The sequence below is a fragment of the Mesorhizobium sp. IMUNJ 23232 genome (genome assembly GCF_044326205.1).
GTDB lineage: Bacteria > Pseudomonadota > Alphaproteobacteria > Rhizobiales > Rhizobiaceae > Kumtagia.
In genome coordinates this window covers 16742-38526 of sequence record NZ_JBIRCY010000067.1, presented here as the reverse complement: position 1 = coordinate 38526, position 21785 = coordinate 16742, and the positions used below count along the sequence as shown (strand labels likewise).

The 21785-nt window shown below is 65.1% G+C and carries 14 protein-coding genes; 5 read left to right on the top strand and 9 right to left on the bottom strand.

The window, feature by feature from the left end:
• Positions 1-10203 (bottom strand): hypothetical protein (locus ACH196_RS31740; RefSeq protein ID WP_396650845.1); only part of this gene is annotated, 10203 nt, incomplete at its 3' end.
• Between the two features lie 283 nt (positions 10204-10486).
• Here ACH196_RS31740 and ACH196_RS31735 point away from each other — a divergent pair.
• The 3 genes from ACH196_RS31735 (at position 10487) to ACH196_RS31725 (ending at position 12364) form a co-directional block, all read left to right on the top strand.
• Positions 10487-10861 carry an Hpt domain-containing protein gene (locus ACH196_RS31735; protein ID WP_396650841.1) on the top strand — a complete coding sequence of 125 codons (375 nt, stop codon included), beginning with the start codon at positions 10487-10489 and terminating at the stop codon, positions 10859-10861.
• Positions 10862-10958: 97 nt separating this feature from the next.
• Positions 10959-11279, top strand: coding sequence for a 2Fe-2S iron-sulfur cluster-binding protein (locus ACH196_RS31730; RefSeq protein WP_396650840.1), 321 nt, complete (start codon positions 10959-10961; stop codon positions 11277-11279).
• A 59-nt stretch (positions 11280-11338) separates the two neighbouring features.
• Positions 11339-12364 carry an NAD(P)/FAD-dependent oxidoreductase gene (locus ACH196_RS31725; protein ID WP_396650839.1) on the top strand — a complete coding sequence of 342 codons (1026 nt, stop codon included), beginning with the start codon at positions 11339-11341 and terminating at the stop codon, positions 12362-12364.
• A gap of 6 nt (positions 12365-12370) precedes the next feature.
• Here ACH196_RS31725 and ACH196_RS31720 read toward each other — a convergent pair whose 3' ends face one another.
• The gene (locus ACH196_RS31720) at positions 12371-13063 is read right to left on the bottom strand and encodes a DUF922 domain-containing Zn-dependent protease (protein WP_396650838.1); all 693 of its coding nucleotides are present in this window, start codon (positions 13061-13063) and stop codon (positions 12371-12373) included.
• A gap of 131 nt (positions 13064-13194) precedes the next feature.
• Between ACH196_RS31720 and folK the strand changes: the two genes are divergently transcribed.
• Positions 13195-13722, top strand: coding sequence for a 2-amino-4-hydroxy-6-hydroxymethyldihydropteridine diphosphokinase (folK, locus tag ACH196_RS31715; RefSeq protein ID WP_396650837.1), 528 nt, complete (start codon positions 13195-13197; stop codon positions 13720-13722).
• A 7-nt stretch (positions 13723-13729) separates the two neighbouring features.
• Here folK and ACH196_RS31710 read toward each other — a convergent pair whose 3' ends face one another.
• The 6 genes from ACH196_RS31710 to ACH196_RS31685 all read right to left on the bottom strand — a co-directional run bounded on the left by ACH196_RS31710 (position 13730) and on the right by ACH196_RS31685 (position 20086).
• Positions 13730-14269 (bottom strand): DUF924 family protein, encoded by a 540-nt coding sequence (locus tag ACH196_RS31710; protein WP_396650836.1) that lies wholly within the window; start codon positions 14267-14269, stop codon positions 13730-13732.
• Between the two features lie 12 nt (positions 14270-14281).
• The gene (locus ACH196_RS31705) at positions 14282-16114 is read right to left on the bottom strand and encodes a monovalent cation:proton antiporter-2 (CPA2) family protein (RefSeq protein ID WP_396650835.1); all 1833 of its coding nucleotides are present in this window, start codon (positions 16112-16114) and stop codon (positions 14282-14284) included.
• Positions 16115-16234: 120 nt separating this feature from the next.
• Positions 16235-16750, bottom strand: coding sequence for a hypothetical protein (locus tag ACH196_RS31700; RefSeq protein WP_396650844.1), 516 nt, complete (start codon positions 16748-16750; stop codon positions 16235-16237).
• 151 nt (positions 16751-16901) lie between these two features.
• Positions 16902-18023, bottom strand: coding sequence for a YcjF family protein (locus ACH196_RS31695; RefSeq protein ID WP_396650834.1), 1122 nt, complete (start codon positions 18021-18023; stop codon positions 16902-16904).
• Positions 18020-19486 carry a YcjX family protein gene (locus ACH196_RS31690; RefSeq protein WP_396650833.1) on the bottom strand — a complete coding sequence of 489 codons (1467 nt, stop codon included), beginning with the start codon at positions 19484-19486 and terminating at the stop codon, positions 18020-18022. Before ACH196_RS31690 ends, ACH196_RS31695 begins: the two co-directional genes overlap by 4 nt.
• A 96-nt stretch (positions 19487-19582) precedes the next feature.
• Positions 19583-20086 carry a SixA phosphatase family protein gene (locus tag ACH196_RS31685; RefSeq protein ID WP_396650832.1) on the bottom strand — a complete coding sequence of 168 codons (504 nt, stop codon included), beginning with the start codon at positions 20084-20086 and terminating at the stop codon, positions 19583-19585.
• Positions 20087-20319: 233 nt separating this feature from the next.
• On the opposite strand from ACH196_RS31685, the gene dksA reads away from it, so the two are divergent.
• On the top strand, positions 20320-20736 hold the full coding sequence (dksA, locus tag ACH196_RS31680; RefSeq protein WP_396650831.1) for an RNA polymerase-binding protein DksA: 417 nt from the start codon (positions 20320-20322) through the stop codon (positions 20734-20736).
• A gap of 75 nt (positions 20737-20811) precedes the next feature.
• Here the strand turns inward: dksA and ACH196_RS31675 are convergent, their stop codons facing one another.
• Positions 20812-21612, bottom strand: coding sequence for a hypothetical protein (locus ACH196_RS31675; RefSeq protein ID WP_396650830.1), 801 nt, complete (start codon positions 21610-21612; stop codon positions 20812-20814).
• Positions 21613-21785: the final 173 nt, after the last annotated feature.

Here is a 21785-nt window from a genome sequence, read left to right as displayed (position 1 = left end):
GGCCTTGTCGGACACGTCGATGGTTCGGCCGGATTTGGCAACGATCTCAGACAGTTCCTTCAAGGCCTTGATCTGCTCGCCGACGGCGCGGCGGATCGCGGTGGTCGATTCCTTCGCCTCCTGCGGCATGTCGAGCACGCCCTTCTTCAGCTCAGCGCGGGTCGCGTCCAGGTCGCCCTTGATCGAGCTTGCGGTGCGCCGCATCTCCTCGGTGGCGTCGGCGAAGCGTTTCGTCGCCGATTCGACGACGTCGGTGATCGCGGCGCGGATCTTGTCGGTCGAGGCCAGCGTTTTGCCTTCGGCCTTCTCCAGCGCGCTGCCGACAAGGTTCTCGAAGGACTTCATGATGTTTTCGAGGTCTTCCGACTTCCTGACCAGGCCAACCGCGAGGTCCTCCAGCGTCGACTGGCGTTCCAGCGTGTGCTCGAGATTGCTCTGCGCCGAGCTGAGCAGATGCGAGGCGCTGGTGAGCAGGCGGCTGTGCTCCTCGAAACGCGTGGCGATCGAGGCGACTTCACGCAACGTGCCGGAGGAGAGGTCGGCCAGCCGGGTGGTGTTGGAATCCACGAGCCGCGCCGAGCTTGCGAAGGTCAGCGCCGCCTTTTCAGTCGTCGTCGCAAAACGTTCGGTGGTCGAGCTGAGCTCGCCATCGACCTTGTTCAGATTCTCGGCAGCAGCCTCGATGAGCTTGCCGAGTTTCGAACTGGAAGCCGACATGCGGCCGATCAGTTCGCTGACACCGGTGGCGAGGTTGTTGCGCGCGCCATCGACCGCCGCGAGTGTCTCGGCGGTGCGGTTGGCGAGCGCTTCGGCCAAGGCCTCGTTCTCGGCGCGCAGCTTGTCGGCGGCGCGCTGCGAGGCGGTCTCGACCGTGCGTTCAAGATCGGCGTGGGCGGCGTTGAGCTTGTCGGCGATCGGCCGCGCGGTCTCGTCGAGGATGCGGTTGATCTCCGCAGAACGCTCGGCCATCAGCGCGTTGAGTTCGCGCGTGTTGGCGGCGATAGCGCGTGCCGCGTCGTTGGTGCTGTCGCCGATATGCTTACTCACGGCAGTGAAGGTATCGGCGATGACGTCGGCACGCGACCCGAGTTGGGCCTCGGCCTCGGCGACGTGCTCGTTGACGCGCTGGCGCAAGGTTTCGGCGCCGCTGGCCATCCGTTCTTCGACATCGGCCATGGTGTTGCCGACACGCAAGGTTGCTTCGTCGGCGCTGTTGGCCAGCCGGCCTTCGGCCTCGGCGAGTTTTGTCTCGACATAGGAAGCGGCGGCTTCCGCCCCGGACATTACACGCTGGTCGGCGGCCGAAAGGGCTTGCTCGATGCCGCGCGCGCGGGCCTCAAGTTCCTTCGACGACTGGGCGACGCGCGCAACAACGCGCTGCTCGGCTGAGGCAAATGCCTTGGTGATGTCTTCGGCCCGAGCGCCGATGACCGAGGCGCTTTCGCCGATGCGCGCCGCAAACCGTTCGTCCGCGCCCTTGAACACGTCGCCCATCTCAATGGCGCGGGCCGCCAGCGCTTGGGAACTGGCATCGGTGCGCGCGGCAAGCCGTTCGTCGGCCTCGCGGAAAACCTCGCCGATCTCGGTGGCGCGTGCCGACAGGGCAGCGGCAGCAGCTTCGGTGCCGGCGGCAATCCGCTCATCGGCGCTTTCGAAGACGCGGCCGAGTTCGATGGAACGCTGGGCAAGCGTATCCGCCGTCTGGTCGACGCGGGCGGCGATGCGCTGGTCGGCGGCTTCGAACACTTTTTCGAACTGGTCGGCCCGGCCGGCCAGCATGTCGGCGTTCCTGTCCATGCTGGCGGCGAGACGCTCGTCGGTGTCGCTGAACAGGCGGCCGATCTCGCTGGCGCGCGCGGCCAACGTTGCGGCCGTCTCGCCTACGCGTTCAGTAAGCCGCTGGTCGGCACCCTCGAACACCTTGACCAGATCGGTTGCGCGGGCGCCGAAGGCCTGCGCGCCATTCTCGATACGCTCCGCGAATTTCCGGTCGGCGCTGTCGAATAGGGCATTGAGTTCGCCGGTGCGGGCGTCGAGGTTTTCCGCTCCCTTGGCGAAGCGCAGCACGATCCGGTCGTCGACCTCGTCGAACAACTTGCTGATCTCGGTGGCGCGGGCGCTGAGCGCGTCGGCCGATTCCGTTATGCGCTGGCCGATTGTGCCGTCGATCCGGTCGAAGTTCTGGCCCATCTCGTCTGCACGAGCCGCCAGCGTTTCGGCCGTGGCGACGGCACGCTCGACGAGCTTGCGGTCGGCCTCTTCGAAGGTCTGGGCAATTTCGGCGGTCCGGGCCGACAAGGCATCCGCCGTCTCGCCGGTGCGGGCGAGAATGCGCTGGTCGGCGTCGGCGAACACGCCGGCGATGTCCTCGGCGCGGGCCAGAAGTGCCGCGGACGTCTGGTCCGCGCGCTCGGCGATGCGCCGGTCGGCATCGGTGAAGGCGTTGCCGGCCTCCTGATGCAGGGCGGCAGTGATCTCCATCACCTTGTCGCGCAGCGAGGTGGCGACCGCCACGGCGCTGCCCTGCAGCGCCTGGCGGACATTCTCTATGCCCGAGGCAAGCGCGCGCTGCATGGTGCCGGTGCGCTCCTCGATGACGCCGGTCTGGCGGCTGAACGCGCCCTCGATGCGCTCGACATCGGCGGCCAGCGCCTGCGAGATCAGGTCGCGTTTGCCGGCGATCGTGTCGATATGCGAGGAGATTTCGAGATCGATGGTGCGGCGCGCGTCCACCAGCTTTTCGAGGTCGGTGTCGAGCGCCTGGGCGAGCCGCGTGCGGCCCTCGGCCAGTTTTTCGAGATGGCCGGCGACGATCGAATCGATGTCGGCGCGGCTGCCGGCGACCTTCGCCAGGTCGGATTCCAGCGCATGGGCCAGGATTTCGCGGCCTTCGGCGATGGTCTCGACCTGCGACTGAACGAGCTGGTCGATGCTGCCGCGCACTTCTGCCAGCTTCGCAAGGTCGTCCTCCAGCGAGCGGCCGAGCAGGCCACGGCCTTCGGCCAGCTTCTCGACATGGCTTTCGACCAGCCGGTCGAGGCTGGCGCGAGCTTCCGAAAGCTGGATGAGGTCGGTATCGAGCGCACGCCGGAGCACCTCGCGGCCTTCCGCCAGTTTTTCGACCTGGCCCTCGACCGCGCGGTCGATGCCGCTGCGGGTTTCGCCCAGCTTGGCAAGGTCGGCCTCCAGGGCGCGACGCAGGATGTCACGGCCTTCCGCCAGTTTCTCGACCTGGGCCGAGACGAGTTGGTCGATGCTGGCCCGGCTCTCGCCGAGTTTTGCGAGATCGTCGGCCAGTGATTTGCTGAGCAGATCGCGGCCCTCGGCGAATTTGCCCGCCTGGCCGGCAATGACCTCGTCGATCATGCCGAGATCGCCTTGCAGCGCGTCGGTCAGCGCGTTGCGGGTCTCGGCCAACTTCTGCACGTGGCCGTCGACGAGCCCGCTTATCGTCGACATATCCTGTTCGAGGGCGCGCGAAAGCACGTCGCGGCCGTCGGCAAGCTTGCCGATCTGGTCGCGCACGACGCCTTCAAGGCCCGCCATGTCGGTCTCGATCGCCTTCGCGAGCATGTCGCGGCCTTCAGAGATCCGCTCCAACTGCTTCGCCACGATCTGGTCGAGCACGCCGCGGTCCTCGCCGACCTTCTTCAGGTCAGCCTCCATCGCCCGCGACAGCAGGCTGCGGCCTTCAGCCAGTTTCGCCACATGCCCGACGATGCTGGCGTCGATCGCGCCGCGCGCCTCGGCGACCTTGGCGAGATCGGCCTCCAGCGCCTGCACGAGGAAGTCACGGCCCTCGGTGAGCCGGCCTACCTGCGTCTGCACCAGCCCGTCGATCTCGCCGCGGGTTTCGGCCAGTCTGTCGAGGTCGGCCTGGAGCGCGAGTTTCAGCGCGTCGCGGCCCTGGGCGAGCTTGTCGAAATGCGAGGCGACGAGCTGGTCGATCTCGCCGCGCGCGTCCTGAACCTTCGCCAGATCGTCTTCCAGCGCCTTGGACAGCGTGTTGCGGCCCTCGGTGAACTTCGACACCTGATCGATGACGAGGCCATCGATGGTGGCGCGGCTCTCGTCGAGCGCGGCGAGATCGGCTTCCAGCGCCCGCCGCAGCAGATCGCGGCCCTCGGCAAGCTTCTCGACATGGCCAGCGGCGATGCTGTCGATCTCGGAACGGCTTTCCAGCATCCGGGCGAGGTCGTCCTCCAATGCCCGCTTGAGCGTTTCGCGGCCTTCGGCCAGTCTTTCGACGTGGCTAGCGGCGATGCCTTCGATCTCCGCCCGGCTTTCGGACAGTTTTTCGAGATCGGCTTCCAGCGCACGCTTCAGCACCTCGCGGCCTTCCGCCAGCCGGTCGACATGGCTGGCGGCAATGCCATCGATCTCGGCGCGGCTCTGTTCGAGCGCTGTAAGGTCGGCAGCCAGCGCATCGCGCAGCAGCGACCGGCCTTCGCCGAGCTTTTCGATGTGAGCGGCGGCCAGGCCGTCGATCTCCGAGCGGCTCTGCGACAGTTTTACCAGGTCGGCTTCGAGCGCACGCTTCAGGATATCACGCCCTTCTGCCAGCTTCTCGACCTGCGCCGTGACCAAGCCGTCGATACTCGAGCGGCTTTCCGTCAGCTTGGCGAGATCGGCTTCCAGCGCCTGCTTCAGCACTTCGCGGCCTGCGGCCAGATGTTCGACATGGGTCTTGGCCATGTCGTCCAGCTCGATGCGGCGCTGCGACAGCTTCTCCATATCGGCCTCGAAGACGCGCGCCAGCGCGTCGCGGCCTTCCGAGAGCCGATCGACATGCATGGCGGCGATGCCATCGATCTCGGCGCGGCTGTCCGACAGTTTCGCAAGGTCGGCTTCCAGCGCCCGCCTGAGCAGGTCGCGGCCCTCCGACAGTTTTTCGATCTGGCCCGTCACCAGGCTGTCTATGCCGGAGCGGCTTTCGGCCAGACGTGCAAGGTCGGCTTCGAGCGCCTGTTTCAGCACATCGCGGCCGGCGGCGAGATGCTCGACATGGGCGGCGGCAAGGCTATCGATTTCAGCGCGGCTCTGCGACAGCCGTGCAAGGTCGGCCTCCAGGGCGCGCGCCAGCACGTCGCGGCCCTCGGCGAGCTTGTCGACGTGGGTTGCAGCGATGCCGTCGATCTCGGCGCGGCTTTCGGAGAGTTTCGCGAGGTCGGCTTCGAGCGCGCGCTTCAGGATGTCGCGGCCTTCGGCCAGTTTCTCGACCTGCGCGGCGACGAGGCCGTCGATCCCGGCGCGGCTTTCGGCCAGCTTGGCAAGGTCGGCTTCCAGCGACAGGTTGAGGGCCTCGCGGCCCTGCGCAAGCCTTTCGATATGGGCGGCGTTGATGTCCTCGATCTTGGCCAGATCCTGTTCGAGGGAACGCGACAGGACATTGCGGCCCTCGGCCAGGGTATCGACATGTTTCGCGGCGATGTCGTCGATCTCGGCGCGGCTCTGCGACAGCCGTGCAAGGTCGGCCTCCAGGGCGCGCGCAAGGACTTCGCGGCCCTCGGCGAGCTTGTCGACATGGGTCGCGGCGATGCCATCGATCTCGGCGCGGCTTTCAGAGAGTTTCGCAAGGTCGGCTTCGAGCGCGCGCTTGAGGATATCGCGGCCTTCGGCCAGCTTCTCCACCTGCGCGGCGACGAGGCCGTCTATGCCGGCGCGGCTCTCGGCCAGCTTGGCAAGGTCGGCTTCCAGCGACAGATTCAAAGCCTCGCGTCCCTGCGCAAGCCTTTCGATGTGTGCGGCGTTGACGTTCTCGATCTTGGCCAGGTCTTCCTGCAGCGAGCGTGAGAGGATGTTGCGGCCTTCCGCCAGAGTCTCGACATGTTTGGCGGCAATGCCGTCGATCTCTGCGCGGCTTTCGGAGAGTTTCGCGAGATCGGCTTCGAGCGCGCGCTTCAGGAGATCGCGTCCTTCGGCCAGTTTCTCCACCTGCGCCGCAACTAGGCCGTCTATGCCGGCGCGGCTCTCGGCCAGCTTCGCGAGGTCAGCTTCCAGCGACAGGTTTAGAGCCTCGCGGCCCTGCGCAAGCCTTTCGATATGCGCGGCGTTGATGTGGTCGATCTTGGCAAGGTCTTCCTGTAGCGACCTCGACAGAACGTTGCGGCCTTCCGCAAGCGTCTCGACATGCTTTGCGGCAATGCTGTCGATCTCGGCTCGGCTTTCGGAAAGTTTTGCCAGGTCAGCTTCCAGCGCGCGCTTGAGGATATCGCGGCCCTCGGCCAGCTTCTCCACCTGTGTGGCGACGAGGCCGTCTATGCCGGCGCGGCTCTCGGCCAACTTGGCGAGGTCGGCTTCCAAAGCCTGGTTGAGGATGCCACGACCCTCCGCCAGCTTCGCGACATGCGTGGCGCTGACGCCTTCGATCTTGGCAATGTCCTCTTCGAGCGTACGGGCCAGAAGGTTACGTCCTTCGGCGAGCTTTTCGACATGCGTTGCCGCGATGCCATCGATCTCGGCGCGGCTCTGGGACAGTTTCGCCAAATCGGCTTCAAGGGCGCGCGCCAGCAGGCTGCGGCCCTCTGCCAGCCTTTCGCCATGCGTAGCAGCGATGCCGTCGAGTTTGGCGAGGTCGGTTTCGAGCTGTCCGGCCAGAAGATTGCGGCCTTCGGCCAGTTTTTCGCCATGGGCAGCAACCATGCCGCCGAGCTTGGCCAGATCGCTTTCAAGCTGCCCGGCAAGCAGGTCTCGGCCCTCGGCCAGCTTCTCGATATGGCCGGCGGCAATGTTGTCGATCTCGGCACGGCTCTGCGCCAGTTTTGCGAGGTCGGTTTCCAGTGTGCGTGCCAGCAGGCTGCGGCCCTCCGCGAGGCGTTCGCCATGGGTCGTCGCGATGCCATCGAGCTTTGCTAGGTCTTCTTCGAGCGCCCGGGCGAGCAGGTTGCGGCCTTCCGCCAGTTTCTCGATGTGGGTCGCGGCGATTCCCTCGATCTCTGCGCGGCTTTCCGAAACCTTGGCGAGATCGGCTTCAAGCGCTCGCTTCAGGATGTCGCGGCCTTCGGCCAGCTTTTCGACCTGCGCGGCGACCAGCCCGTCGATGCCGGCGCGGCTTTCCGCAAGCGTGGCAAGATCGGCTTCCAGCGCCCGCTTGAGGATGTCGCGGCCCTCGGCCAGCTTTTCGACATGCGTGGCGGCGAGGCCGTCGATCTCGGTGCGGCTTTCCGACAGGCGTGCAAGGTCGGCTTCCAGCGCGCGCTTGAGGATGTCGCGGCCTTCCGCGAGTTTTTCCACCTGCGCGGCGACCAGCCCGTCGATGCCGTTGCGGCTGTCGTCGAGCTTGGCGAGGTCCTCGGCGAGGCGCTTCGACAGCAATTCCCGGCCCTCGGCGAATTTCTGTGCCTGCGTGTCGCCGGCCGCGTGCAGCTCGGCGATGTCGGTTTCCAGCGCCGCGGTCAGCACGCCGCGGCCCTCGACCAGCTTGCTGACATGGTTGGCGATCATGTCGTCGATGGCCGTCATGTCGGAAGCGAAGGCCTTGCTCAGCGCCTCGCGGCCGTCCGCCAGCCGGCCGGACTGGCCGGCAAGCATGCCCTCGATATCGGCCATCTCGGTTTCCAGCGCGCGCGACAGGATGCGCCGGCCTTCGGCAAGACGGTCGAGATGGCCCGAGACCATGGAATCGATGCCTTGCATGTCAGCTTCCAGCGCCTTGGACAGCACGTTGCGGCCGAGCTCGATCTTCTCGACCTGGCCGGAGACCAGCCCGTCGATCGTGCCGACATCGCTTTCCAACGCCCTGCTCAACGCCGAGCGGCTTTCCGCGATACGGCCGACCTGGTTGTCGACCAGCACTTCCACGCCTTCGAGTTCGCCGCGCAGCGACTGCGACAAAGCGCGGCTGCTGCTAGCGATCTTGTCAATCTGGCCGGCGACGACTGCCTCGATGCCACCGAGGTCGGTTTGCAGCGCATCCATCAGCGCGCGGCGGCCGCTTTCGATCTTGTCGACCTGGGTCGAGACGATGGTGTCGAGGCTGCCGATATCGTCGTCGAGCGCCCGGCTGAGCGCGCCACGGATTTCGGCGATGCGCGCCGTTTGCGAGGTGACGATGGTCTCGAGGCGCTCGATATCCTTCTCGAACGCCTGGGAGAGGGCGCTGCGGCCCTCCGAGAATTTCTCGGCCTGCGTGGCGACCATATTGTCGATGACAGAGGCGTCAGCTTCCAGCGCGCGGGAAAGGATGTTGCGGCCTTCGCTCAGCTTGGCGACATGCGAGGTGACCATGTCGTCGATGCTGATGCGGCTCTGGGCGAGTTTCACCGCATCTTCCTGCAGCGCACGGTCGAGGTTTTCGCGGCCCTCGGCGATCTTGCGGAGCTGTTCGCCGAGCGACAGGTCGATCAGCGTGCGCGACTCGTCGATGCGGCGCAGATCGTCCTCGACCGCCTTGGCAACCGCGTCGCGGCCTTCGGCCAGCTTACGGACCTGCGTGTCGACGGCTTCCTCAAGCTCGCCGCGGTTGACGGCAAAACGCTCCAGGTCGGCGCGCAGCACATTGGTCATGCGCTCGCCGCTGTCGGCGAGCTGGCGGGCATGCAGGTCGATGACCTCGTCGAGACCCTTGCGCTGATCGGCAAGCTTGCCGAGATCGGCGTCGAACGCCTTGGTGGCGGTGTGGCGGGCCTCGTCCAGACGGCCGGCGAAATCGGCGGCGCGCGCCTCCAGCATGGACGCGGTCGAGTTGACCATGTCGGTCATCTCGGCGTTCAGCTTCAGCTTGTTGTCGTCGAAGAGCCCGGCGAGCTGGTCGCGGCCGCCGGTGAAGGTTGCGGCGATCTCGCTGGCGCGCTCGACGAGGTTGTCGTTGATCTGGCGGGCGCGCGCTTCGAGCGCGGCGTTGAGCTTCTCGGTGCCGGTGTCCAGCGCCTCGGCGCGCGTCTGGAACTCGCCGATCAGGCTCTGGCCGCGCTCGGCCAGCGTGCGTTCGATGGCCTTGAGGCTGGTGTCGAACTCCTCGTTGAGGGAACGGGCCGCGCCGCCTAGCAGCGAGACCATGCCCGAGGTGCGTTCGTCGAGCATGTCGGTCAGCGAGCGGGTGACGTCGTCTGACGTTTGCTGGAGGGTCGCGATGCGGGTGTCGAGCAGGCTGGCGAAGGCTTCGCCCGAGGTGGTGATGCGGTCACTGAGGCTGTCCAGCCGGCTGCCGATGGAATCGAAGATCGAATTGCCGCTGTCGTTGATGCGATCGATCAGCGCGTCGCCGGAATTGGTGATGGTCATCGTAAGCTTGGTCGATGCGCCGAGGATGCTGTCGCGGATGACGTCGCTGGCGGAGCTAAGCTGGTCCTTCAGCGTCTCGTTGGCGCCGGTGATCGAGGCGCGGACGCGCTCGGCATGGGTGACGACCGCCTCGCGTTCGCTGCCCAGCCCGTCGACCAGCGAGCGGATGCGCGCCTGATTCTCGGTATAGGAGCGTTCTAGCTGGTTGACTTCGGTGTGAACCAGCGTCTCCAGTTCGACGGCGCGCGCCAGCGTGCGCTCGATGCCTTCGCCCATCGCGGCGACCTCGCGCCGAACGGCCTGGCCGACGGTGAGGATACGGTTCTGCGCCATGCTTTCGGGTTCGGCGAGCCGCGCCGCGACCTCCGCTATGCCCTGCGCCGCCAGCCGCATGTCCTGGGCGCGGCGGATCATGACGGCGAAAGCCCAGAACAGGATGAGCGGGGTGAGCGTGATGATGGCGACCAGCAGCACCAGCGGCTGGTCGAGCACAGTACGGGCCGAGAATTCTTCCAGGATTTCCGGGCCGACCAGCAGGTAACCCAGCATCAGCCCGCCGGCGATCCACAAAAGGGACAGCACGGCCACCGCCCAGTAGATGCCCGACGAGGAGCGGCGGTTCAGGTTCTGCAGCACCAGGCGGGATTCGCGGACGGTGTCGTCATTTGCCGGCGCGAACGAGACGCTCGGCGGATCAGCCGGGCGCAATCCGAGCGAGGACGCTGGCTTGACGTCCGTTTCGATGAGGAATTCGCCATCCTGCGCCGCTTGAGCGGCGGGCGCTTCCTGCTTGGCCTGGGCGTTGTGCGTCTCGCGCGAAAGTTCCTCGGCGGCGCGTGAAATCTGCGCCTCCAGATCTTCCATGGAGGCTGCTATGTCGAGGTCGTCGCCTTCGCTGACGAGGTCGCGATCCAGCGCTTTCTCCAGCTCCTTTGCGACATCGCTGTCCAGGTTTTTCGATGTCGTCGGTGCTTTCGCCATGCCGCTACTACCCTGTACCAATGCCGCAATGCTGGTCGAGTGTCGCGGGGGAAACCCCGCATGAGAGGCCCATTATGAACCCCGGATATCGTATCCAGCGGGTCCCGTAAAGAAAACCGCAATCCCGCCAAATGCGTAAAAGTTTAAACATAGGGTTAACGTCACAACATGTTGAGACGGCAAATTGAGCCAATTTTTGGCCTTTTTTGCGATTAACGCGTTATCCACATGATATGGGATAGGGTGCGCGACTGCACCGAAATTTGCCGGGGTCCAACCAAGCATGTTTGAGAACAAGAAAAATGCCGTGGCATTCTCGATGCCCGGCGGCGAGGCATCGGTCACGGCGCGGGGCCGGCCGATCGATCTCGTGCATCTGGCGCGCCAGACCATGGGCGACCGGACGCTGGAGCAGGAGATCCTCTGCATGTTCGTGCACCAGACCCAGCAGGTGCGCGAGCGCATTGCGCAAGCCGAGCCGGGGGAATGCCGCCAACTGGCGCATAGCCTGCGCGGGTCGGCGGTCGGTGTCGGCGCCTTCGCGATCGCCGATTGTGCCGCGGCGATCGAGGCCAAGCCCGATGATCCGCAGGCCAAGCGCAAGCTGGCCCGGCTGATCGACGAGGCCCGCGATTTCGTGGCGGCGATCGGCCGCTAGATCGTTCCGGGATCGCCTGGGACTGCGTGAAAACGCCGCTCTGTTGACTCGCGCGCAACAGTGATTATGTCGGCTGTTCAGGCAGCCCGGAAAAATCATGACCAAGCTGACATACTTAACCTTCGACGGCACGCGCTTCGAAGTCGACGCCGAGAATGGCTCCACCGTGATGGAAAATGCCGTCCGCAATGCGGTGCCTGGCATCGAGGCGGAGTGCGGAGGCGCCTGTGCCTGCGCGACCTGCCATGTCTATGTGGACGAGGCCTGGACCGATATTGTCGGCGAGCCTGAATCCATGGAAGAGGACATGCTGGACTTCGCCTATGACGTCCGGCCCAATTCGCGGCTTTCCTGCCAGATCAAGGTGCGCAACGAACTGGACGGGCTTGTGGTGACGGTTCCGGAAAGGCAAGGTTAGCCCGTCGCCACGCCTTTGTTGGTCACGAGGACCAGCAAGGCCTGCCGGAGGAGCAGCCTATGCCAGAGCCGACGCAGACCGACATTCTGATCATCGGAGCGGGGCCGGTCGGGCTGTTCGCCGTCTTCGAACTCGGGCTCTTCGACATGAAGTGCCACCTGATCGATATCCTCGACCGGCCGGGCGGCCAGTGCGCGGAGCTTTATCCGGAAAAACCGATCTATGACATTCCGGGCTATCCGATCATCACGGCGCAGGGGCTGGTCGACCGGCTGATGGAGCAGATCGCGCCGTTCAAGCCCGGTTTCAGCTTCAATCGCATGGTGACCGGGCTGGAAAAACTGGACGGCGGCGGTTTTCGCGTCACGACAGACGAGAATGAGGTGTTCGAGGCGAAGGTGATTGTCATCGCCGCCGGCGGCGGCTCGTTCCAGCCGAAGCGCCCGCCCATCCCCGGCATCGAAGCCTACGAGCAGGAGAGCGTGTTCTATTCGGTGCGCCGCATGGAAGAGTTCCGCGGCCATGACGTGATGATCGTCGGCGGCGGGGATTCCGCGCTGGACTGGACGCTCAACCTTCAGCCTCTGGCGAAAAGTGTGACGCTAGTGCACCGCCGGCCCGAGTTCCGGGCCGCTCCCGACAACGTCAACAAGATGTATGCGCTTCAGGAGATGAAGCAGCTCGAGTTCCTTGTTGGCCAGGTGACCGGGCTGAAAGGCGCGGACGGCAAACTCTCGTCGGCGACCGTCAAAGGACCGGATGGCGATATCGAAGTGCCGTGCACACGCCTGCTGCCGTTCTTCGGCCTGACGATGAAACTCGGGCCGATCGCCGAGTGGGGCCTCAATCTCCACGAGAACCTGATCCCGGTCGACACGGAAAAATTCGAGACATCGGTGCCTGGCATCTTCGCCATCGGCGACATCAACACCTATCCCGGAAAACTGAAGCTCATCCTTTCCGGCTTCCATGAGGCGGCGCTGATGACCCAGGCGGCGAAGCGTATCGTCAGTCCGGGCGAGCGGGTCGTATTCCAGTACACGACCTCTTCAACCAGCCTGCAGAAGAAGCTGGGGGTGGCCTGAGGCCGCTCAGTTCTTCTTCGCCTTCTCATACGCTTCCATACGTTGCAGGCGGTAGATCAGCAGGCGGATGAGCCGGCGCTCGAAGTTTAACCCCTCGACCTTGTCGAAATCGTTCTGCGCCTTTTCGAGTTTCGCCAGCACCTTGGCCATCATTGCCTTGGCTTCCTCGGCGGCTTCCTTGCAGGTAGGGGCGACGATCGAGGGCAGGGCGTCTTCCAGTTCGCGGGCATGGTTCTTGGCGATGATGATATGGCTCTCCTCATGCCGCTTTATGTCGGCGCTCAGCGTGTCCCAGATCAGCCGCACATCGCTGTCGGCCCGCTTCGGCCGGCGCCATTTCGGCAGGATGACGGTGGCCTTGACGCTGACAGTTCCCTTGACGATGCGGCATCGCTTTTCGTTTTCGCTATAAGCGACACGCATCGAGAACTTCATCTGCGTGGCGCCCGGATGGCGCTGGCCGGAACTCTCGACATGCGGCCCATGCTTGCCGAGTTCGGCCTCGATCTCGTCGAGCGTGCCGCCGCCGATCGAGAAATAGCTGTAAGTCCTGGACACGGTGGCCGCTCCTGCCGCCGGGACGCCCAGGGCCAGCGCCGTCATCGCGGCCAGGATTCGTTTCAGCGTCTTGCCTCTGATCCAGGGCGAAGACAGGCGGCCGCGGAGAACGCCGGAGAGCGAGCATAGGATAAAGGCCAATATGTGCTCTTCCTTCCATGTGGTTAGATACCGAAGCGTGCGATACGGCGCCTGACCTGTCGCAATCGAAGCATCTCGGTGCTGTCAGCAACGTTATGCCGACGCATCTTTTGACCACATAGAGGTGAGGCTTGTCAGCCACACGAGACCATCAAGTTTTCCTGAGTCTTGGCGGCAATCTGGGCGACCCGGCTGATGCCATGGGCGAGGCGTTGCGTCTGCTCGACGCCGATGATGCCACCGAAGTCATCGCCGTATCGTCTCTGTACAAGACGCCGCCATGGGGAAAGCTCGACCAGCCGGATTTCCTCAATAGCGCCGCCGAGATCCGCACTGACAGGGCGCCGCGCGACTTCCTCGACCTCTGCCTCGACGCCGAGCGCCGGCTGAAGCGCGAACGCCGCGAGCGCTGGGGACCACGCCTTATAGATATAGACGTCCTGCTGTTCGGCAGCCTCACTCTGCATGAACCCGGCCTCGACATCCCGCATCCGCGCATGACCGAGCGTGCCTTTGTGCTGGTGCCGCTGGCCGAGATCGCGCCCAACCTAAAAATCGGCGGCAAGCCGATCGCCTTCCATCTCAAGGCGCTCGACCATGCCGGTATCGAACGCCTGCCTTCCGCCCGCGACTGGTGGAAACAGGCGTCCGAAAGCTGATTGGGCGTCAGCCGGAGAAGCCGCCACCATCCAGAAACGCCTGCTCTTCCGGCGCCGTGTCGCGGCCGAGAATGAAATTGCGATGCGGGAAGCGGCCAAACCTCGCGATGATGTCGCGGTGGCCTCTCGCATGCTTGGCGAATTCCTCGCCCAGCATGGCGTTCAGCCGGACAGCCTCCTCCTGGTCGGCCATATCCTCGGAATGGGCGTAGGGCAGATAGAAAAAGACACGGATCGGTCCTTCGAACGCGCGATCATGGCCGGCGGCGATTGACGCGCGGGCGATGCGGAGCGCGTGAGGATCGGTCGCGTACATGCGCGTGGTCCTGCGAAAACAGTTGCGGGGGAATTGGTCGAGCAGGATCAGCAGCGCCAGCGATCCTACGGCGCTCTCGGACCAGTCATCGAGGTCGCCGCGCGCCGCAGCCTCATGCGTGTCGATGAAGCGCTCGCGGAAATCGGCGTCGAAGGCATCGTTCTTTTCGAACCAGTTTTCCGGTCCGGCCTCGCACCAGAAATCCACGACCTGCTTGGCTGTCGCGATCATTGATCCTCCCTGTCAGCGCTCTTGTGCGGCCGTCTGGGCAAGGATGTCGGCGGTCTCCGGGTTCATCGCCTGGCCCGGCCGCTTCGGCGGCGCCAGAGGCGCCGGCACCGGCGCATTGCCCTTCATCAAACCGCGCCCGGCCTGCAAGCCGCCGGCGAGTTGCAGCTCCAGCCGTTCGGCATCGCGTCGGCGCACGTCGGCCAGGACCTCGGCGACGTCGTCGGCCTCGGCGCCAAGCGTGCTAAGCGCCTCGCCGCCCAGCGACAGCGCCGATTCAAAAGTCTCGCGAAGCTGGTAGTCGACTCCGGCCTTGATCAGCGAGATCGTCGTGCCCCGGTCATAGGCGCGCGCCAGCACCGGCACCATCGGGAACTCCGACTTCAGCAGCTCGGCGATGCGGATCGCCGTGTCGCCCTTATCGACACATATGAGCACTGCCCGTGCCTGATGCGCGCCCGCGGCATGCAATATGTCGAGCCTCGTGCCGTCGCCATAATAGACCTTGAAGCCGAAATCGGCCGCCGCCTGGATCATCTCGACGTCGTTGTCGATGATCGACACCTCCATGCCGCGCAGCAGCAGCGGCTGGCTTGCGATCTGGCCGAACCGGCCGAAGCCGATGATCAACACGCTGCCGGTCAGCCCGTCGGCGATGTCGACGCCTTCCAGCGACTGCGTTTCGCGCGGCGTCAGCCGTCGCAGCGCGATGATGGCAAGCGGCGTCAGCACCATGGAGACGATGATGATCGCGGTCAGCACCGCGCTTTCATTGGCGCTGATGATGCCTTCCGACAGGGCTGCCGCATAAAGCACGAAGGCGAACTCGCCGCCCTGCGCCATGACCACGGCGCGCTCCAGCCCCTCGCGGTGGCCGGAGCCGAGCAGGCGCGCCACGACGTAGATGCCGACCGCCTTCATGATCATGTAGGCGATGACGTAGAAGGCGACCAGCCGCCAGTCCTGCCAGACGACGGCGAGGTTCAGCGACATGCCGACGGCCATGAAGAACAGGCCGAGCAGGATGCCGCGGAACGGCTCGATGTCGGCTTCGAGCTGGTGCTTGAAGGTCGATTCCGACAGCATGACGCCGGCGAGGAACGCGCCCATCGCCATCGACAGGCCGCCGAGTTGCAAGGCGAGCGCCGATCCCAGCACGACCAGCAGGGCGGCCGCCGTCATCACCTCGCGTGCCCGCGATTCGGCAAGGATGCGGAAGAAAGGATTGAGCAGGTATCGTCCGGCAACGATCAGGCCGACGATCGAGCCCATGCCGATGGCAATGCCGGCGAGCCGCTCCGTCCAGCCCGTATGTTCGGCGCCGGGCGCCAGGAAGGCGACCAGCGCCAGCAGCGGAACGATCGCCAGGTCCTCCAGCAGCAGCACGGAGATGATGCGCTGGCCCTTCGGCGTGGCCATGTCGCCGCGCTCTTCCAGCAATTGCATGACAATTGCCGTCGAGGTCAGCACAAAACCGGCGCCTGCCACGAAGGAGGCGGCAATGGGAAAGCCGGTCACGATGCCGACCAGGGTGAGCAGGGCCGCGCAGAGACCCACCTGGAAGACGCCGAGGCCAAAAATCTCGCGCCGCAGATTCCAGAGCCGCGACGGTTCCATCTCCAGCCCGATGATGAACAGGAACATCACCACGCCGAGCTCGGCGACGTGGAGGATCGCTTCCGATTCGTAGAAGATGCCGAGGCCGAACGGGCCTATGACGACACCGGCGGCGAGATAGCCGAGGATCGATCCCAGACCGATGCGCTTGAAGATCGGCACGGCGACAACGCCAGCCGCCAGCAGCGCCACAACTTGAATGAGGTCGCTGCCCGCGCCTTCAACCGCCATACGTCAATCCCGTCCATACTCGCGCGGGCCGGCCGGCCCTGTCAGCCGCTACGATAGGGATTTGGATGGCGCTCTGCCAGTGCCGGATGGACGCGGATGGTGATCCGCAGATCCGGAAAGTCAGTCGATGGAGCCGACGGCCGTTGTGTCGAGGCGCTTCAGGCTGACGCCGATCACCGGCACGAGCTGCTTCTCGACACGCACGGAGATGGTGACGTTCATGGTGTTGTCGCCGGCGAGCCGGGCCTGCATGATGCCGTTGAGCTGCTTGCGGTTGATCGCCAGGACGACCTTCTGGCCGCTCTCGACGACGTTGCCGGAAATGATGTCGAGCCCCTTGCCCTCCGCGCCGTCGAGGAACGTGCCCTGGTAGCGGCCGGCCTTGTGCTCGATCGACGCCGTCATCTTCTGCGTGAAGACGCCCACGCGGCAGCTGCCGTCCAGCACCATGCCGGGCTTGTTGCCGGGCGTCTTGCCGGCGAAGGTGCAGTTGAATTTCGTGCCTTTGTATTTGCCGGCGACGATCTCGCCCGGCCCGGCCCAATTTCCCTCGACCGATTCGAAGAACTTTTTGTCGCGGTCGGCGGCATATGCACCCGTTGCCGGCAGGGCAGCGGCGGCCGCTGCGAGGAACATCGAAACGGCGGAAAAAGACACGAACTTCATCGAGGACTGTCCACGCACAAGAGGCTGCTTTGCTGTGTGCGACCATGACCAAGATTGGTTAATGCTTTCCTTCACGGCAGGCTTTCTGCCGTCCCAGAGAGGCCGCCGATGTGGCGCTGCATCACTTGCCGGGCGTGTCTTTTCCCGAGGCCTTGCGGTTGGTGAAGGAGGCGAGCGCTGCGAGAAAATCCGTCAGTTTCGGACGTTTCAGCGCATTGAAGGGCAGGGGCCGCACCGTCTCCATGGCCGCGATGCCGATTCGCGCCGTCATCGTGCCGTTGACCACGCCTTCGCCGAGTTTTGCGGAAAGCCGCGCAGCCAGCCCTTGGCCAACGATCTGATGGACGAAATCGTCACCCGCCGCGATCGCGCCAGTGACGGCCAGGTGCGCGAGCACGCTGCGGGCCAGCCGGAAAAAACCCAGCGTTCCCGGCCTTCCGCCATAAAGTTCCGAGAGGCGGCGAATCAGCCGGCCCGCCTCGAACACGACATAGGCGAGGTCGACCAGCGCCCGCGGGCTGACGGCGGTGACGATCGACACACGCTTGGCGGCGTCAAGGATCATCGTGCGTGCCCGTGCATCGAGCGGTCCGAGGATCTCCGTTTCCGCGAGGCGGATCAGATTCGCACCGTCGATGATCTCGCCTTTGAGGTCAGCCAGCGCCCGCCGCCCGACGGCGGTCTCGGGATTGGCGGCGACCAGCGCCGTCAGTTCGGCGACGACCTTGCGAGCGGCCACTACGTCGTCGCGGCGCGTCGCTTCGGCGGCGGCATCGCGCAGATGCCCGATCGTCGAAAGCCGCGACAGCGCAAGCATTTCGCGGGCGAAGATGACGATCAGCGCGAGCAAGGCCACCGCCGCCGCTGCGGCCGCGACCCATCCCAGCCACTCGGCCCGCTCGAACAGGTCGCGGATCAACTGGTCGGTCCATAGCCCGATAGCGAGCGAGGCGAGGACGCCAAAGGCAGTGCCGAAGATCGTCGAAAGCCATGAGCGCCGCTTCGGCGCCGCGGCGGGAGGCGGATCGCCGGCGACGGCCTCCGGTTCGGCGAAGAAATCCGTCTCCGCCGGCAGCACGACCGCATCCTCGGCTTTTAGCGCGCGCGGCGGTCTCGGCCTGGCAGTTTCTTCGGTGACGGCCGGTCTCGGAGCCGAAGCAGTTCCCTGTGGGGTGGGAACCGGCGGCTCGGTGCCGTCGGCTGTGATTCGAAAGGCTGCTGCGGGCTTGCGGGGCGGTGTCATGCGAGACGATCTCCCAGCAGGAATTGCATGGCGCGATCGAGCCGAATATGCGGCAGCGACAACGTCACGCCGTCAGCCGTCCGCTCCAGCTTCGGCGGGCGAAAGCGGACGAAGCGGATGGCGTTTTCGCCGATCTCTCCGGATGCCGTCTCGAATGCCGAATCGGTTCTTGCCGGCAAGTCTCCGGGAAAGACCGCTGTCTCGGTCTTGCCGTCAAAAACCTCGTCGCCGATGGTCTCGCCCTTCAGCGGCGTTCCGATGATCACAGGCAACTCCTCGCGGCCATGCTTGACCGTACCCTCGCGGGTGGCACGAACCGCCGCCATGGCGAGCACATCCACCTCGGCGCCGGTCAGGTCGGCGCGCTTCACCGCGCGGTCGGCGATGCGCTTGACGATTGCCTGCAGCCGGTCGTGGCTTTCGTGGTGCAGATGGTCGGCCTTGGTTGCGGCGACAAGGATGCGGTCGATGCGGTGGGAGAAGAAATCGGTCAGAAAACCACCGCGCCCGATGCGGAAACAGGCAAGAATCTCGCCCAGTGCACGCTCCAGGTCGGCCATGGCCCAAGGGCCGGCGTTGAGCGCCTGCAAAGCGTCGACCAGCACGATCTGCCGGTCGAGCCGGGCGACGTGCTCGCGGAAGAAGGGTTTTATCACATGCGTCTTGTAGGCCTCGTAGCGCCGCTCCATCATCGCCTGCAACGAACCCGATCGCGCGGGCTTTCCGTCGCCGAGAACCAGCGGCGAGAAGGTAAGGGCCGGAGAGCCGTCGAGGTCGCCGGGCATCAGGAAGCGCCCCGGCGGCAGTGTCGATAGCGCCCTCTCGTCGAGCTTGCAGGCCCTGAGGTAGCCGGCAAAGGCTTCGGCCAGGCGACGCGCCGTCATTTCGTCGGCATCGGCATCCGGATCGACTGTCACCGCCAGTTCCCGCCATTGGGCGGCGAGGTCGGCACGCACCGGCAAGGCGGCCAGATCGACGGCCTCCTTGGAGAATTCGCGAAAATCCTTGCCCAGCAACGGCAGGTCGAGCAGCCATTCTCCCGGATAGTCGACGATGTCGATGGCGAGCCGCCCGCTGGAAAACATGCGATTCCAGCCGGATGCGGACTCATATTCGACCGTCAGGCGAAGCTCCGAGATGGCCCGAGTGGAATCCGGCCATATTCGCGCATTCACCAGAGCCTCGACATGGTCTTCGTATTGGAAGCGCGGCACGGCATCGTCGGGCTGCTCTTCCAGCCGCGCGCGGGAAATACGGCCGGACTTGCGCGCCTCGAACAGCGGCAGCCGCCCGCCATGGATCAGATTGTGGACCAGCGCGGTGATGAACACCGTCTTGCCGGCGCGCGACAGTCCGGTGACGCCGAGCCTGAGCGACGGCGACGAGAACATGGTCGCGGCCCGGCCGGTGAGCGTGTCCAGCGCGATCCGCGCCTCGTCGGTGAAACTGGTGAGTGACGCCAAGCCGGATGCCCCGCTGCGAACCGTTCCGGCGATATAGGCGAGCACAACGGCAATTGAAATGCCGGGCGGCCTGTTCGCGGAGCGCGGGGAACTTTCCTACAAGAGCGCGGGGCTGAGAAACGCCTTCAGCTTCCCCTCGCCGGGGGCGGCATGCCTGAGCTTGGTTTCGAACCTGAGCACGGCCAGTCCCGATGTCGGAAAGCCGGAGGGCAGCGCCGCCAGCGCTGCGGCGTTTCCGCTTCCGGCCAGCGCAATGGCCAGATCCTCCATCGTTGGATTGTGCCCCACGACCAGCAGCGATCCGCGTCCGTCATGGTCGCGGATCGCCGACAGATAGCCGGCGGCATCCCCGGAATAGAGCGCTTCGAGGAAGACCACGCGGCCGGTATCGGCGTGGGCGGCGACACCCTCCAGCGTCTGGCGGGCGCGCACCGCGGTAGAGCAGAGGGTGAGGTCGGGCGCGTAGCCACGCTCGCGCATGGCGAGACCGATGGCCTCGGCATCGCGCACACCGGAGGCATCGAGCGGGCGGTCGAAATCGCGCATTCCGGGCTGCGCCCAGCCGGCCTTGGCATGCCTGAGAAGATAGAGCGTGCTCATCCGGCGTTCCCTTGCGGAACTGGGGAATAGCCGTCAAAGCGTCATGGCGCAATGGCCGGTTTGGTCAGCCATTCCCTTATCAAATCAATGTCATGCAAGCTGTGGTAACCCAACGCGAAGTCGCTTCGGGGCGCACCTAACAATTGCGTGACGGCCAAGAGGATTGATCTTGTGCCCCATCGGAGCGGCGAATATATAGGCGCCAAAAAACTAGGGGTAATGGGATGAGTCGAATGAGCGTTCTCGTTAATGCCGACTACGTGCCCTCGGAAGAAGAGCCTTTCATGAACGAACGGCAGAAGGCCTACTTCCGGGCAAAACTCATAACTTGGAAGAGCGACATACTTAAGGAAGCCCGCGAAACACTCGAAATTCTCCAGCAGGAAAACGCCAACCATCCCGATCTCGCCGACCGCGCCTCCTCCGAAACCGACCGCGCCATCGAACTCAGGGCGCGCGACCGCCAGCGAAAGCTGATCTCCAAGATCGACTCGGCGCTGATGCGCATCGACGAGGGAACCTACGGGTTCTGCGAGGAAACCGGCGAACCAATTTCGCTGAAGCGCCTGGATGCCCGGCCGATCGCGACCTTGTCGATTGAAGCGCAGGAACGTCACGAGCGCCGCGAAAAGGTCTATCGTGACGATTGATTCTTAGAGGCTGAGCTTCCGGAACGAAAAAAGCGGCGTGGAGCCGCTTTTTCTTTTTGTGCCGGGGCCTGAGGGCTATCGACGCGGGTTGGAAAGCTCGCCGAGCAGCTTTGCCATCTCTTCGTCCAGTGACGGCGCCGGCTTGCCGCCCTTCGTCTCGCTGCTTCTCGTCTCGCTGTCGTCCAGCGACACTTCCAGTTCCTTGAGCAGGGCATCGTCGAGATCGTTGTCGGGTGCCGCAGGTGCCGGGCTGCTCCGCAGCGTCGGTGCCGGCGGCAGCACCGGCGCGGCCCGAGACTCTGGGCGCACTGCGCCGACCGGTGCCGCAGGTCTGGTCAGTTCCGGCCGCGCGACCGGGCGCTGCGGCAACATTTCCGGCGGGCGGGGTGCTGCCTGCGCCGGAATGCGGTTCGGGCTCGGCGACGGCGCGGGTGATAACGGTATGGGCGGCGGAGCGGCGCGCAGTGGTTCGGGCGGGCGTCGAGCCGGAGCGGCAGGTGCCGGAGGCAGCACGGCCGCCGGCTGCGGAGCCTGCGGTTCCCTGACCGGCTCTGCAGGCGCTGCGGGCCGCCGCTGTTGGCCAATGCGGATGTCGCGCTCGACTACAATGTCGGTCGTCCCGCCGATCAAAAGCAGATGTTCGATGTCGTCGCGGCGAACCAGGATCAGGCGCCTGTGGCTGTCGACGGCCGTGGCGTCCATCACCGCCAGTCGCGTCTTGCGGTTGCGGCCACCGGCCACGAATGTGCCCGAAAACGTGCTGCGCATCAGCCTGATGACGAACAGGAGCAGGATCAGTCCGACCAGCGCGAGCAAGGTCACCACAATCGCCTGCGAATATCCTGGACCCGCTATTTCGTCCAACCAGTCCAGCATTTCGATCCCCGTATCATTGCCAGCCGCGGCGCGACACTAGAGCAACGTGCGCGCGGATGGAACCTTTCTGTGCGGATGGTTTGGCACTAGGCTGAAAGCTCGGCGATATGTCGCGAATGGCGGCATTTCTGCCCGGAATGAGGCTTTCCCGCGCTTTTTGCCGGGGGGCTTTT

What these genes read in the sequence shown, in the direction of transcription:
- ACH196_RS31735 (WP_396650841.1), top strand. Translation starts at nt 10,487, where the DNA reads ATGTTTGAGAACAAGAAAAATGCCGTGGCATTCTCGATGCCCGGCGGC.
- ACH196_RS31730 (WP_396650840.1), top strand. Translation starts at nt 10,959, where the DNA reads ATGACCAAGCTGACATACTTAACCTTCGACGGCACGCGCTTCGAAGTC.
- ACH196_RS31725 (WP_396650839.1), top strand. Translation starts at nt 11,339, where the DNA reads ATGCCAGAGCCGACGCAGACCGACATTCTGATCATCGGAGCGGGGCCG.
- ACH196_RS31710 (WP_396650836.1), bottom strand. Translation starts at nt 14,269, where the DNA reads ATGATCGCGACAGCCAAGCAGGTCGTGGATTTCTGGTGCGAGGCCGGA.
- ACH196_RS31705 (WP_396650835.1), bottom strand. Translation starts at nt 16,114, where the DNA reads ATGGCGGTTGAAGGCGCGGGCAGCGACCTCATTCAAGTTGTGGCGCTG.
- ACH196_RS31700 (WP_396650844.1), bottom strand. Translation starts at nt 16,750, where the DNA reads ATGTTCCTCGCAGCGGCCGCCGCTGCCCTGCCGGCAACGGGTGCATAT.
- ACH196_RS31695 (WP_396650834.1), bottom strand. Translation starts at nt 18,023, where the DNA reads ATGACACCGCCCCGCAAGCCCGCAGCAGCCTTTCGAATCACAGCCGAC.
- ACH196_RS31685 (WP_396650832.1), bottom strand. Translation starts at nt 20,086, where the DNA reads ATGAGCACGCTCTATCTTCTCAGGCATGCCAAGGCCGGCTGGGCGCAG.
- dksA (WP_396650831.1), top strand. Translation starts at nt 20,320, where the DNA reads ATGAGCGTTCTCGTTAATGCCGACTACGTGCCCTCGGAAGAAGAGCCT.
- ACH196_RS31675 (WP_396650830.1), bottom strand. Translation starts at nt 21,612, where the DNA reads ATGCTGGACTGGTTGGACGAAATAGCGGGTCCAGGATATTCGCAGGCG.